Origin of the sequence: Acinetobacter sp. C26M (genome assembly GCF_023702675.1) — a bacterium.
In the GTDB taxonomy this organism is placed as follows: domain Bacteria; phylum Pseudomonadota; class Gammaproteobacteria; order Pseudomonadales; family Moraxellaceae; genus Acinetobacter.
In genome coordinates, this window is sequence record NZ_CP098478.1 from 1902957 (window position 1) to 1916273 (window position 13317).

13 protein-coding genes are annotated in these 13317 nt (G+C 41.1%); 7 read left to right on the forward strand and 6 right to left on the reverse strand.

Annotation, left to right across the window (positions count from 1 at the left end; all coding sequences use genetic code 11):
- Nucleotides 1–16: 16 nt before the first annotated feature.
- The 3 genes from NDN11_RS08645 to NDN11_RS08655 all read right to left on the reverse strand — a co-directional run bounded on the left by NDN11_RS08645 (nucleotide 17) and on the right by NDN11_RS08655 (nucleotide 1810).
- The gene (locus NDN11_RS08645) at nucleotides 17–487 is read right to left on the reverse strand and encodes an SRPBCC family protein (protein ID WP_167246968.1); all 471 of its coding nucleotides are present in this window, start codon (nucleotides 485–487) and stop codon (nucleotides 17–19) included.
- Entirely contained in the window at nucleotides 465–824 is a 360-nt protein-coding gene (locus tag NDN11_RS08650; protein ID WP_167246970.1) for an ArsR/SmtB family transcription factor, read from the reverse strand. The genes NDN11_RS08645 and NDN11_RS08650 overlap by 23 nt, the downstream gene beginning before the upstream one ends.
- 86 nt (nucleotides 825–910) lie before the next feature.
- On the reverse strand, nucleotides 911–1810 hold the full coding sequence (locus NDN11_RS08655; protein WP_251111403.1) for a DMT family transporter: 900 nt from the start codon (nucleotides 1808–1810) through the stop codon (nucleotides 911–913).
- 89 nt (nucleotides 1811–1899) lie between these two features.
- On the opposite strand from NDN11_RS08655, the gene NDN11_RS08660 reads away from it, so the two are divergent.
- The 5 genes from NDN11_RS08660 (at nucleotide 1900) to NDN11_RS08680 (ending at nucleotide 6556) form a co-directional block, all read left to right on the forward strand.
- The gene (locus tag NDN11_RS08660) at nucleotides 1900–2772 is read left to right on the forward strand and encodes a LysR family transcriptional regulator (protein ID WP_251111520.1); all 873 of its coding nucleotides are present in this window, start codon (nucleotides 1900–1902) and stop codon (nucleotides 2770–2772) included.
- Between the two features lie 247 nt (nucleotides 2773–3019).
- Nucleotides 3020–5224, forward strand: a complete 2205-nt coding sequence (locus NDN11_RS08665) for an OsmC domain/YcaO domain-containing protein (protein WP_251111404.1) — start codon at nucleotides 3020–3022, stop codon at nucleotides 5222–5224.
- Between the two features lie 277 nt (nucleotides 5225–5501).
- Entirely contained in the window at nucleotides 5502–5813 is a 312-nt protein-coding gene (copM, locus tag NDN11_RS08670) for a CopM family metallochaperone (RefSeq protein ID WP_251111405.1), read from the forward strand.
- Nucleotides 5814–5920: 107 nt separating this feature from the next.
- On the forward strand, nucleotides 5921–6262 hold the full coding sequence (fdx, locus tag NDN11_RS08675) for an ISC system 2Fe-2S type ferredoxin (RefSeq protein ID WP_251111406.1): 342 nt from the start codon (nucleotides 5921–5923) through the stop codon (nucleotides 6260–6262).
- A gap of 105 nt (nucleotides 6263–6367) precedes the next feature.
- Nucleotides 6368–6556: a heavy-metal-associated domain-containing protein gene (locus tag NDN11_RS08680; RefSeq protein ID WP_251111407.1), complete on the forward strand. Its 189-nt coding sequence runs from the start codon at nucleotides 6368–6370 to the stop codon at nucleotides 6554–6556.
- 99 nt (nucleotides 6557–6655) lie between these two features.
- On the opposite strand, the gene cueR is transcribed toward NDN11_RS08680, so the two are convergent.
- The 3 genes from cueR to NDN11_RS08695 form a co-directional block, all read right to left on the reverse strand.
- The gene (gene cueR / locus NDN11_RS08685; protein ID WP_241327674.1) at nucleotides 6656–7114 is read right to left on the reverse strand and encodes a Cu(I)-responsive transcriptional regulator; all 459 of its coding nucleotides are present in this window, start codon (nucleotides 7112–7114) and stop codon (nucleotides 6656–6658) included.
- A gap of 11 nt (nucleotides 7115–7125) precedes the next feature.
- Complete coding sequence (locus NDN11_RS08690) at nucleotides 7126–9612, reverse strand: heavy metal translocating P-type ATPase (RefSeq protein WP_251111408.1); 2487 nt, start codon at nucleotides 9610–9612, stop codon at nucleotides 7126–7128.
- A gap of 177 nt (nucleotides 9613–9789) precedes the next feature.
- Entirely contained in the window at nucleotides 9790–11322 is a 1533-nt protein-coding gene (locus NDN11_RS08695; protein WP_251111409.1) for a flavin-containing monooxygenase, read from the reverse strand.
- 115 nt (nucleotides 11323–11437) lie between these two features.
- Here NDN11_RS08695 and NDN11_RS08700 point away from each other — a divergent pair, with 115 nt between their 5' ends.
- Nucleotides 11438–12463: an AraC family transcriptional regulator gene (locus tag NDN11_RS08700; protein WP_251111410.1), complete on the forward strand. Its 1026-nt coding sequence runs from the start codon at nucleotides 11438–11440 to the stop codon at nucleotides 12461–12463.
- A 102-nt stretch (nucleotides 12464–12565) separates the two neighbouring features.
- Nucleotides 12566–13279 carry a response regulator transcription factor gene (locus NDN11_RS08705; RefSeq protein WP_251111411.1) on the forward strand — a complete coding sequence of 238 codons (714 nt, stop codon included), beginning with the start codon at nucleotides 12566–12568 and terminating at the stop codon, nucleotides 13277–13279.
- The last annotated feature ends 38 nt before the right edge of the window (nucleotides 13280–13317 follow it).

Below are 13317 nucleotides of genomic sequence, written 5' to 3' on the forward strand. Positions count from 1 at the left end.
ATGTGTAAATTGTAGCTTATGCTTTTAGCCCTTTAGCATACTCAACCAGTTGATCAATCACTGTTCCCCAACCTTCAAAGAAGCCCATATCTTCGTGTTGCTGGCGAGTTTCAGCAGTACGGTGTCTGGCAATTGCAGTATATTTGGTTGCTCCATTGCCTGCATCTTCCAGCAACAGAATCGCAGTCATAAATGGATTTTCAGCAGGTTTCCAGTCTTCGGTATAGGTATCGGTAAATACCAATTTTTTGCCATCAATCACTTCTAGATAAACACCTTCATTCTTGATTTCATTGCCATCAACATCAAAGATGGTGTTGAATTTTCCACCCACTCTTAAATCAATTTCACAGGCTTTGATTGAGTGAGGGCGAGGAATAAAGAAGTGTTGAATATGTTCGGGTGTGGTCCAGCATTCCCAGACCAGTTCACGCGGCACATCAATGATTCTTTCTAATTTTAAATCAGTTTTTGGATCCAGTTTCATTTTCTCTTTTCCTTTTTAATTCGAGTGCGTAACGATCAAATTGATTAAGTCTTTGTTCCCAAATAGCCCGTTGCTCAGTTAACCAATTTTGCATGGGGGTGAATGCATCGGGTGTCAGAGCACAAGTTCTGATTCGTCCATTTTTTTCCGAATGAATAAGTCCTGCTTCCTCTAATTTATTTAAATGTTTTAGAAAAGATGGCAGGGCCATATCATGTTGTTCAGCCAGTTCAGTAATCGATGCTGTCCCAAAAGATAGTCGCGTTAGAATGTCTCTACGCGTTGGATCACTGAGAGCACTGAATAACAAATCGAGTTTAGAATCATACTTAGCCATAAAGCTAAGTATTGCACAAAAAATATTCACCTTGCAATAAAAAACTTAGCTTTTTAGCTAAGTTTTTTATTGATGTTTTTATTGCCCTATTTTTCTTGTTTGTTGGTTAAAATAACCCCTATGAAACTTAGACTACCACCCACCAGCATTGACCAGGTGATGGGTTCATTCAGAATAAGAAATGCCAGCAAGACTGCAAACACAGGCACTAAATTATTAAATATGATGGTTCGAGATGCGCCAATGCTGTGAATCGCCTCGGCATACCAGACAAAAGTCAGTACAGTACCAAAGGCACTTAGAAATATAATCGACAACCAGCTGCGAAGAGAAATATGTGGTAGAGAAAATTGCATAAATTCAGGCATAAGACTGATGAATAGAAATAATGTTCCCCAAAGCACTGAATAAGTGGTCATGGTTAAAGCGGGTGCACGGGTCTGCTTAAAGCAGATTGTGTAAATGACCCAACTGAAGACTGCGCCACACATCATCATTTCACCCGTGCCAAAAGATTGAGTGAATGCAGCAAAAAGTTCGCCTTTGCTCACGACGATCAGTGTGCCGATTAAAGCGAGAGATACGCCTAAGTAATTTATTCTCCTTAGCCTTTCCTGAAAGAATATCCGCATGGCTAAGATGGTTAAAATAGGGGATAAACTTACAAACAGAGCAGTTCTGCCTGCTTCAATTCTGGATAGAGCAGCAAAGAAAAATAAGTTATAAGCAAGCACACCCGTCAATCCCATCAAGGTCGCATAGACATGTTGTTGTACCGAAAGATTGGGAAATCCTCCTGTACTTTTCAACAAGATCAAGACCAGTAAGATCGCAGCAAAGCCAAAGCGTAATAATGCAGATAAGTTAGGAGAGAGTTCCGCAGCAACAATGCGTCCTGCGATGAAGGTACCACCCCACATCATGGCAACACAGATCAGCTTAAAATAAACAGTGGAGCTCGAAAGAGAAATGGCTAAATGACGCATGAAATTTTTGATCAATATAGAATTGAATCAAATCCTAAAACTAATTTATTTTTATAGTAAAATGAGCTTTTACTCATGAATGAATCATGATGACCCTGACCCAACTCGAAATATTTTCAAAGCTGGCAGAACTAAAAAATTTCACCCATACCGCACAGCAGTTGAATATTTCACAGTCTGCGATTTCGCATGCACTTAAAGCGTTGGAAAAGAAGTGGGAAACTCAACTGTTTTATCGAAATAACAATGAAGTCGAACTGACTGCTGCAGGACTACGCTTACTGCCTTATGTAAATGAAATCTTGAATGTTTCTAAGATTATTCATCAAGAAGTAATGGATCTAAAAGGTCTAAAAGCGGGAACTTTAAGGATTGGGTCTTTTGGCGCATCATCATCCAATGTGCTGATTCCATTGATTTTAAAACAGTTTGCGCGGCAATACCCTGATGTTGAGGTGTTGATGCTAGAAGGAACTGATAAAGAAGTATTGCAATGGATAGATGAACGCAAAGTTGATCTTGGCTTTGTGGTACTCCCTGAACCCCGCTTTGATAGTTTTGCTTTGTTGGAGGATATTTTTGTTGCTTTATTGCCTAAGGATTTAGAGATCGCACAAAAGCCAGCAGTGCAATTGCAAGAGCTGATTGACCATCCTTTTATTCTGACCAGTGCGGGCAGTCAAAACCATGTCATGGAATTGTTTAAGGCAGTACAACTCACGCCACAGATTAAGTATAACTTGTCGCAAATCCTGTCGATTTTAAATATGGTCAATCACGGTGCTGGCGTTTCGATCGTGGCGGATTTAGCCCTAGACAAAAATATTCTTCAGCTATATCCCAATGTGGTAAAACGGCCATTATCTCCCAATACCAAACGTTCAATAGGACTCGCGGTCAAAAATAAGCAACAGATGACACCGATTGCAAAAGCCTTTGTTGAGATTGCCATGCAGCTTTAAGTTTGGGTCAATATGGTAAAACCTGCTTAATTGTTCATAAAAAGGCTAGAAAAACAGACAAAAGTTATCAATTACACAAAATACTTCTATAATAGCGCCCATCAATACTAAGGTCAGTGTTTAGATAGAGTCATAAGACGACCTTAGCCACAGTTTTTTAAGTCCATTTGTGATCCACGATTCGGCTTATAGATTAATATTTTCAATCTTATGTACTTGCAACACATAAGAATATTTAGGTGCTCGCATGGAAATCAAGGTTAATTATCTCGACAATCTTCGCCAAGAAGCGAAGTTTGATGACTTTACGGTAATCGCCGATCAGCCGATTCGTTATAAAGGCGATGGTTCTGCACCCGGGCCATTTGATTATTTCCTTGCTTCATCTGCGTTATGTGCAGCTTACTTTGTCAAAGTGTATTGTGCTGCGCGTGATATTCCAACGGATAACATTCGTTTATCACAAAACAATATTGTTGATCCTGAAAACCGCTACAAACAGATTTTTAAGATTCAGGTTGAATTACCAGCTGATATTTCTGAAAAAGACCGTCAAGGCATCTTACGTTCAATCGATCGTTGTACAGTTAAGAAAGTGATTCAAACAGGTCCAGAATTTATCATTGAAGAGGTTGAAAGTATTGATGCGGATGCACAAGCCTTATTGATGCCGAGCCTTGCCTCTGAAAGCAGTACCTATATTGCAGGTAAAGACCTGCCATTAGAAGAGACTATTGCCAATATGTCAGGGATTCTGGCAGGTCTAGGCATGAAGATTGAAATCGCATCTTGGCGCAATATCGTACCGAATGTCTGGTCCTTGCATATCCGAGATGCACAATCACCAATGTGCTTTACCAATGGTAAAGGCTCAACCAAAGAAAGTGCTTTGGCATCGGCTTTAGGTGAATTCATTGAGCGTTTAAACTGTAACTTCTTCTATAACGATCAGTTCTGGGGTGAGGACATTGCCAATGCAGAATTTGTGCATTATCCAGATGAAAAATGGTTTAAACCCGGTCCAAAAGGCGAGTTACCAAAAGAAATTTTGGATGAATATTGTCTAGAAATTTATAACCCAGATGATGAATTACTCGGTACGCATTTATACGATACCAACTCAGGGAATACGGAACGTGGTATTTGTTCATTGCCATTCGTACGCCAATCAGATGATGAAATTGTCTATTTCCCATCAAACCTGATTGAGAACTTATATCTCAGTAATGGTATGAGTGCAGGCAATACCTTGGCAGAAGCTCAAGTGCAATGCTTATCAGAAATTTTTGAACGTGCGGTTAAGCGTGAAATTCTGGAAGGTGAAATTGCATTGCCAGACGTACCGCAAGAGGTATTGGCGAAATACCCAAGTATTGTGGCAGGTATCCAAGGCTTGGAAGAACAAGGCTTCCCAGTCCTTGTCAAAGATGCATCATTGGGCGGTCAATTCCCTGTGATGTGTGTGACTTTAATGAACCCACGTACAGGCGGTGTATTTGCCTCATTTGGTGCACACCCAAGCTTGGAAGTGGCATTAGAGCGTAGTTTGACTGAATTGTTGCAAGGTCGTAGTTTTGAAGGTTTAAACGATTTACCGCAACCGACATTCCAAAGCAATGCGGTCACGGAACCAAACAACTTTGTTGAACACTTTATTGATTCAAGTGGCTTGGTCTCTTGGCGTTTCTTTAGTGCCAAATCGGATTATGACTTTGTCGAGTGGGATTTCACCAATGAAGGTGAAAACTCGAATGCCGAAGAAGCAGCAGAGTTGTTTGGTATTCTTGAAGAAATGGGTAAAGAAGTCTACATGGCGGTGTATGAGCACTTGGGTGCAACCGCATGTCGTATCTTGGTGCCTGATTATTCTGAAATTTATTTGGTTGAAGACCTGATTTGGGACAATACCAATCGAGCGATCTTATTCCGTGAAGACATTCTCAATCTACATCGTTTAGATGACGAACAATTGGAAGCCTTGGTTGAGCGTTTAGAAGAATGCGAACTGGATGATTACACTGAGATCACCACCTTGATTGGGATTGAGTTTGATGACAATACGGTCTGGGGACAATTAACCCTGCTTGAATTGAAACTGTTGATCTATCTTGCTTTAGTGCAGTTTGAAGAAGCGAAAGAATTGGTTGAGACTTTCTTGCAATACAATACCAACACGGTAGAACGTGGTTTGTTCTATCAATGCATGAATGTGGTGTTAGAAGTCTTACTCGATGATGAAATGGAGCTTGAAGACTACGAAACCAATTTCCGTCGTATGTTTGGTAATGAGCGTATGGATGCTGTCGTTGGTTCTGTTGAAGGCACAGTCCGTTTCTATGGCCTGACCCCAACTAGTATGAAACTGGAAGGGCTTGATCGTCATTTACGTTTAATTGACAGCTATAAGAAATTGCATAAAGCACGTGCTAAGGCTGTTGGCTTAAATGGCTAAAACACAATAAGTACTGCTTTAAAAAGTGCATGTTGATCATGCACTTTTTTATTTAGAGCCGATAAAACTTTGTTTTTAATCACTCAAAATTTTAATAAATTGATTGCTTGACCTTGCAATTATTGGAAGGACTACAGTGTCTTTCATAAAGGTAACTGTGCCACAGGAGATAGAAACTCTGATCTATTGATGGTGTCACTTCCTTTATTTTCATCAATATAGCATGTCAATCACATCTGAAATGAATGTGATGCTGCTGAATAGAAAGGAAACAATAATGAGTGAACAACAATCGGCAATAACACCTAACCCAAATGATTCAAGTGATATTTATAGCCTCTCTACGCGTGCTTATATGGAACTAACGAGCCGTATGCATGTTGATATGCAAATCAATTACTCAGGCAATGCGGATATCGACTTTATGCGTGGAATGATTCCACATCATCAAGTGATCGTAGATATGGCCAAGGTTGCCTTGAAATATTGTTATGATTCAGAAGTTCGGATGTTGGCAAAAAATATTATTTTGGCTCAGGATATTGAAATTAAAGTGATCAATGCTTGGTTACAACGGCATCTATTATAAAGCCTTCTATCTTGTTCTGGATTTGATAGTTCCATTCATAAAAGGCTGAATCAAAACAGCCTTTTATGGATTACAGCTTTTCGTAATTAGATAGAAAGGTAGCGATTATGCCGAAGATAACCGTGCTTCCACATGAAAAAATCTGTCCAGAGGGCAGCATTCTAGACATTAAAACGGGTGCAAACCTGTGTAGAGTTTTACTCGATCATGGGATTGAAATTGAACATGCCTGTGACATTTCAGGAGCCTGTACCACCTGTCATGTGATTATTCGAAAAGGCTTTGAAAGTTTGCAGGAAATGGATGATGTTGAAACAGACTTGCTTGATCGTGCTTGGGGTTTGTGCCCAGAATCACGATTGTCTTGTCAGGTGAATATTCAGGATCAGCCTTTGGAAATAGAAATCCCTAAATACACGATCAATTATGTTTCCGAAAAGAAGGAATGATCACATAAAATATTGTTGATTTTAATGTGTAAAGGGCTTGACCTTACAATTATGGGAACCTTTATAGTGTGTTTATCTTCTTAAATAACTGAATGGAGTTTTACGATGGAATTTCATGTCGAAAATATGACCTGTGGTGGTTGTGCACGTGGTGTAACTCGTGCAATTCAAGCGGTAGATGCCGATGCAAAAGTGATTACTGATCCGCCTAACCGCAGTGTTAAAGTTGAAACCACAGCCTCACAGCAACAAGTGGTCAAGGCTTTATCAGAAGCAGGTTTTCCACCTCGTTAATCTGTTTATGAATAAAAAGCGGCTTAAATAGCCGCTTTTTTGTATCAATAGAATGGATAAAAAATAAAAGGCGATCATAAGATCGCCTTTTATTCTGTTTTACTTGCGCCCAGTAAGTGGGGAAAGCGAGAGCAAATCATTATGATGATGGATGTCCTTCATTTCATGACTTGGTTCTTTTAAGCCTTCGAGAATCGGACAGTCGGGACGATTGTCACCCGCACAGCAATCAACTAAGTTCTGAAGTGTTTGCGCCATTTGCTGTAAGTCTTGGATACGTTGTTCTAACTTATGAATATGTGCCTGAGCCAGTTGTTTTACATCGGCACTTTGCCGATTTCGATTATTCCATAAATCCAGTAAATCGGTGATCTCCGTAACCGAAAAACCCAGCTCACGACTGCGTTTGATAAATTTCAAGCGCTCTACGTCATTCTCTGAATAAGAACGGTAGCCTGCATTGCTGCGTCCTGCCGCAGGAATCAAACCAATCTGCTCGTAGTAACGAATCATCTTGGCAGTTACACCTGAAGCTTGAGAAACTTTACCTATATTCATAAGATCCTCCATTAGCCTTTATGCACAGACGGCGGTTGGAAACGACGTAAACGTAGGGCATTACCAAGTACAAATACACTTGAAAGTGCCATTGCACCAGCGGCAAAAATTGGCGACATCAAGATGCCATAGGCAGGGTATAACACACCCGCAGCCACTGGAATCAATAGGGTGTTGTAGGCAAAGGCCCAGAACAAGTTTTGGTGAATATTGCCAATCGTTGCTTTAGACAACGCAATTGCATTGGCAACACCTTGTAGGTTCCCAGACATCAACACCACATCCGCAGATTCAATCGCAACGTCTGTACCTGTGCCAATTGCAAGGCCGACATCTGCTTGTGCCAATGCTGGTGCATCATTGATCCCATCGCCTACAAAGGCAATATTGCCATATTTTGCTTTTAGTTCTTGCACTGCATTAACTTTACCTTCTGGTAGTACTTCGGCAATGACTTCATCAATTCCAAGTTGTTTGGCAATGGCATGTGCGGTACGGGCATTGTCACCTGTAATCATCGCTACTTTTAAACCCAACTGATGTAAGGCTTGAATGGCAGCAGGAGTTGTCTCTTTAATTGGATCGGCAACCGCAATAATCCCTGCCAAAGCGCCATCAATTGCCACATAGAGTGGAGATTTTCCTTCATCACCCAAACGCTGTGCTGTATGGGAAAATGGGGTGATATCCAGACCAAGTTGAATCATATAGCGGTCTGCACCGATATAGATGTTCTGGCTTTCATTCACGGTGGCATTAACACCCATCCCTGTGACTGAATCAAATCGATCGACCTTGGGTAGAACTAAGCCTTCTTTTTTAGCCGCATCGACAATCGCTTTGGCAATGGGATGCTCAGAAAGTGATTCCACTGCGGCAACGAGGCTGAGTACATCATTAGGTTCAAAGTTTGATGTCACCTCAAAATCAGTCAGTACAGGGTGACCTTCGGTTAAGGTTCCTGTTTTATCGACTGCGACCACTTGAGCATCTTTTAACAGTTGTAGTGCTTCACCTTTGCGGAACAGGACACCAAGTTCTGCACCACGCCCAGTACCAACCATAATCGAGGTGGGAGTTGCTAGGCCCATGGCACATGGACAGGCAATAATCAGTACGGCTACTGCATTGACCAGTGCAAAAGTTAAAGCAGGTGATGGGCCGAAAAATAGCCATACAAGGAAGGTGAGCAAAGCGGCAATCATGACCGCAGGTACAAACCATAAGGTCACTTTGTCGACCACAGCCTGAATCGGCATTTTTGAGCCTTGCGCTTGCTCGACCAGACGGATAATCTGCGCAAGCATGGTGTCACCACCAACAGCGACGGCTTTAAAACTTAAAGTCCCATTCTGATTAATGGTTCCACCCACCACTTGGCTGCCAATATTTTTCTCAATAGGAATCGGTTCACCTGTGATCATCGATTCATCAACAAAGCTTTGACCTTCAATGACTTCACCATCGACAGGAATTCTTTCGCCTGGTTTTACAATGACAAAATCACCTGCAAGCACTTGCTCGATTGGAATATCGATTATCTGATTATCTCTAGAAACATGCGCAACTTTTGCCTGTAAGCTGACTAAGCGTTGAATGGCTTCAGAGGTACGTCCTTTGGCTTTGGCCTCAAGAAAACGACCGAGTAGGATCAAGGCCACAATCACAGCTGCTGCTTCGTAATATACATTCACTGTTCCAGCAGGCAGTAGCTTTGGTGCAAAGGTTGCAACCAATGAAAATAGGTAAGCCGCTAATGTACCGACTGCAACCAGAGAGTTCATATCGGGTGCTAAACGGACTAAAGCAGGTAGACCTTTGAGATAAAAGCGACGACTCGGAATAATCAGCACTAGAGTGGTCAAAACGAATTGTAAATACCAACTATTTTGCATGCCAATGCTTTGCTCAATCAGATGATGAACACCCGGAATCAAGTGTGAGCCCATTTCCAAGATAAACACGGGTAAGGCTAGAATAGTGGCAATAATCAGGTCACGTTTGAGTTCAGCTCGTTCATGATCTTTTTTCTCAAGTTGTTCACTTTGGTCTGGAATGGATGCCTGAATTTCTTTGGCATCGTAACCCGCTTTATCAATTGCAGCGATTAAGCTTTCAATGTTGGCTGTACCAGTTACCGTGGCACGTTCAGTAGCTAAATTGACGTTGGCAGTGTTTACGCCATTAACCGCATTCAATGCTTTTTCGACACGACTGACACATGAAGCGCAGGTCATGCCTTCAATCGACAATTCAACTTTGTTTGCAGGGACATCATAGCCTGTTTGTTCTATGGCTTGAATCAGCACTTGTCGGTCTACGGGCTTTGCAAGTGTGATATCTGCACGCTCTGTGGCTAGATTCACTGATGCAGATTGAACGCCGTCAATTTTTTTGAGTGCTGCTTCAACGCGTCCAACACAACTGGCGCAAGTCATGCCTTCGACTTGAAGGCTGACATTCATATTATTAGGCGATATTTTTGTTTGCGTTTCCATAAGTTATACCTATAGAGATAATCCGATTGCTTTCAGCATAGACCTTAACATTATGGGAAGGTCAAGCGGATTTATCAAATTTTAGGATTTTATGCAAACGGAGTGGGAGCACGCTCATGGATTGTCCTTTATCTCATTTAAGGACAATCCAAATGCGGAATGATTTAATGAGGGAATTTAAACAGCTATTTTTTTGGCTTGATCGTCTATCTGAGATTGTGTATGTGCTGATTTTTGTACTTGAGTATAACTTTCCAAATCAAAATGGCGGGTACGCTGACGATATTCCAATGTGAAGCCTGGCCAATTATTGGTATTTTTTCCCGTCGCGGTTTGGTACCAGCTAGTACAGCCTTGAGACCACATGGTTGACTTCATACGCTCCTGAATTTCTTGATTAAACTGTACTTGGATTTCAGCTTTCAGATCAGTGAAGGATAAATTGTTTTGGATATGGGTGTGAATTGCATCCAGAATATAGTTCACCTGACTTTCAATCATATAAACGATTGAGTTATGCCCAAGATTGGTATTTGGGCCATAGAGCATAAAGAAATTAGGGAAACCGCTTACGGTCAAGCCTAAATATGCTTCTGCGCCATCGACCCATTGTTGCTTGAGTGTCTTGCCATTGAGTCCAGTAATTTGCATGGGTGCCATAAACTCAGTTGCCGCAAAACCTGTTCCATAGATAATGGTATCCACTTCGCGGTGTTTGCCATCTTTATCGACAATACCAGTTTCAGTAACTTCCTGAATTGCGGCATTGATCACCTCGACATTTGGACGAACCAAACTTCGGTACCAATGATTGGAAATCAAAATGCGTTTGCAGCCAATCGGGTAGTCGGGCATCAGACGATGACGGAAATGTGGGTCTTTGATTTCCTCACGAATATGGCGCTGAAAAATATATTCAGCCAAAGGAATTTCATTCAGCGTGGCGGTAAAGCTCTTCAGGCGAATTTCGTTATAACTATATTGAAATACGCGATCAAGACTTTGCAATATCGGTAGCTTTTGGAAAACTTTTCGCTCTAATTTTGAATAAATACGGTCTGGTTTAGGAATAACATAAGGTGCGGAACGTTGATAGATATCTAAATGCGCAACTTGCTTAGCGATCTCAGGAACAAATTGAATCGCACTGGCACCAGTACCAATCACAGCTACACGTTTATTATTTAAGTCGTAGTCATGCTCCCAACGTGCTGAATGAAAAGCTTTTCCTTTGAAACGATCCAAACCTTTAATTTTCGGGTACGCGGGGCGGTTGAGTTGACCCACCGCAGCAATCAGAAATTCTGCCTCAAATTTTTCCCCAGTTAAACTCTGAATCTGCCAAACACCCAGCGTTGCATCAAAATCAGCATTGGCAATCTCAGTATTAAACTGGATATGTGGGTAAAGTTGATATTTTTCCGTGCAATGTTTTAAGTACTGATGAATTTCCTGCGATGAACCATAGCGGTTTTTCCAGCCAAGGTCTTGCTCAAAAGAAAATGAATATAAGTGAGACGGAACATCACAAGCCGCACCTGGATAGGTATTGTCACGCCAGACCCCACCGACATCATTGGCTTTTTCAAATAGGGTAAACTGTTCAAATCCAGCAAGTTTGAGCTGAATGGCTAGCCCCAATCCACCAAATCCAGTTCCAATAATGGCGATACGAATATTTTTATTTGAAGATAATTGTTGTTTGAACATAACGGGCTCAAGTGAAAAGTAACATGTATTGTATGCAGAATAATCGTTTCATACATTGATTTAGAGGATGGATCAGGACAAAATATTGTGATTAGAGGACATTGAGAAAATAGGTTTGAACTACTTATGGTCATATCAACGTAGTATTCATAGTGTTCGTCTCATGGCAGATTATGCGGCTGAACTGGGTGTGAGTCATACAGAGATCCTCAAGGGGATCGGTCTGGAGCAACAACAGTTGCTTGATCCAAATATGTTGGTAACTGGGCAACAGGAATTACAGCTCATCGCTAACCTAGTCGAGACATTTAGCCACAGACCTTTGCTTGGCTTGGAGGTTGGTCAGCGTTATCACTTTACCACCTTTGGTTCTCTAGGCTTAGGTTTGATTAGTAGTGCGAATATTCGTGAAGCCTTGAACTTTGCTTTGGCCTATTTTCCTTTATCTTTTGCCTTTAGTCAGTTTGTGGTATCAGAAGCACCCGAGACCAATAATATTCGAATTGATATAGAGGTAGATGAGGGAATTCCTCAAACATTACGGCAATTCATTATTGAGCGAGATATTGCTGCACTGATAACAGTCCAACACGACTTAATACGGGAGAATCTCTGCCAACAAGTAGCATTTGACTTTCAGCCTAGTGGAGAACGACAGCCTTATCATGAATTATTCGGGGTAGCGCCTGAATTTGGTGGATCGAAAAGCTTTATTATCTTAAATGCAGAAAAAATAGATCAAAAGCTGAGTATGGCAAATGAACTGGTGCTACATTCAGCTGAGCAACAATGCCGAGAAATACTGAATAAGCGGCAATCTCAAAAAAAATATACCGATCACGTTCAGCATATCCTTATGAATAGCAAAGGGGAAATTCCAGCGATGGAAGAGGTGGCAGATCGTTTATATCTAAACTCCCGTACTTTACGCCGTTATTTGGCACAAGAACAAACCACATTTATTAAAATCAGAGAGGAAGCCCGAAAAATGATGGCAAATTCCTATTTGTCTTCAACACAAACTTCAATTGAGCAAATTTCTGAATGGTTAGGCTATGCCGAACCCGCCAGTTTTATTCATGCTTATAAACGCTGGTATGGCAAAACGCCACATGCAAGCCGATTAAAAAATAAAGTGTAGAAAATAAAGATTCAGTGGCATATAAAAGATAGACGAAAGGGAATAGCTGTTCATCTTGATTCCAGAGTGGGCAGATGTCAGGAAGATAGAAAGGTAGCAGGTATGCTTTTAGAACACGACTTAAGTCCATCCGAGTTTAGTCTTTTTTCAGAAATACTATGGAAATTAGGTTCAGGAAAAGGACATGAGTGTTTACGTGAAACAGTTTTGGTGGATATCGCGACTTTATTAAGAGCCGATTTTGCTGCTTCTTATATTTGGGATGCAAAACAGCATCTATCCAAACAAGGCATTATGTGGCAAATCGATCCCAAAGCAATCCTAGAATATGACCGTATTTGGCAGCATGATGACCCGATTACGTCTCGGCTGCGGGAACGCCAACAAGCCACTTTTGTTAATGAAATCATTTCGATATCAGAACTAAAAAAAACGGATTATTACAATGAGTTTCTATGCCCTTATGGTCTGTATCATGGTTTAAATATCTATTTTGTTCGGGATGGGATAGATATTGGCGATTTGCGTATTTGGCGTGCCAAAGACTCGATTATGTTTAGTGAACGAGAGAAAAGGATTTTAAATTTACTCGAACCCTATATGACCCAAGCTTTACCCATAGATTTATCACTCCAATACTTTTTAACCCCACGGGAGCAAGAGGTGGTCATGTTAGTGAGTAAGGGATTGAGTGATAAATATGTTGCCAATTTACTGGATATCAGCTTTACCACAGTTAGAACGCATTTAAAAAGTGCCATGAAAAAAATGGGTTGTCATAATCGTACTGAAATGGCTGCATTGATGCATGCTTAATGAGCTCCTCAATTTTGAGGATATCTAATCAACTAAAA

Coding starts and splice junctions, on each gene's coding strand:
- NDN11_RS08650 (WP_167246970.1), bottom strand. CDS start 824: ATGGCTAAGTATGATTCTAAACTCGATTTGTTATTCAGTGCTCTCAGT.
- fdx (WP_251111406.1), top strand. CDS start 5,921: ATGCCGAAGATAACCGTGCTTCCACATGAAAAAATCTGTCCAGAGGGC.
- NDN11_RS08665 (WP_251111404.1), top strand. CDS start 3,020: ATGGAAATCAAGGTTAATTATCTCGACAATCTTCGCCAAGAAGCGAAG.
- NDN11_RS08645 (WP_167246968.1), bottom strand. CDS start 487: ATGAAACTGGATCCAAAAACTGATTTAAAATTAGAAAGAATCATTGAT.
- NDN11_RS08690 (WP_251111408.1), bottom strand. CDS start 9,612: ATGGAAACGCAAACAAAAATATCGCCTAATAATATGAATGTCAGCCTT.
- NDN11_RS08680 (WP_251111407.1), top strand. CDS start 6,368: ATGGAATTTCATGTCGAAAATATGACCTGTGGTGGTTGTGCACGTGGT.
- NDN11_RS08705 (WP_251111411.1), top strand. CDS start 12,566: ATGCTTTTAGAACACGACTTAAGTCCATCCGAGTTTAGTCTTTTTTCA.
- copM (WP_251111405.1), top strand. CDS start 5,502: ATGAGTGAACAACAATCGGCAATAACACCTAACCCAAATGATTCAAGT.
- NDN11_RS08655 (WP_251111403.1), bottom strand. CDS start 1,810: ATGCGTCATTTAGCCATTTCTCTTTCGAGCTCCACTGTTTATTTTAAG.
- cueR (WP_241327674.1), bottom strand. CDS start 7,114: ATGAATATAGGTAAAGTTTCTCAAGCTTCAGGTGTAACTGCCAAGATG.
- NDN11_RS08695 (WP_251111409.1), bottom strand. CDS start 11,322: ATGTTCAAACAACAATTATCTTCAAATAAAAATATTCGTATCGCCATT.
- NDN11_RS08660 (WP_251111520.1), top strand. CDS start 1,900: ATGACCCTGACCCAACTCGAAATATTTTCAAAGCTGGCAGAACTAAAA.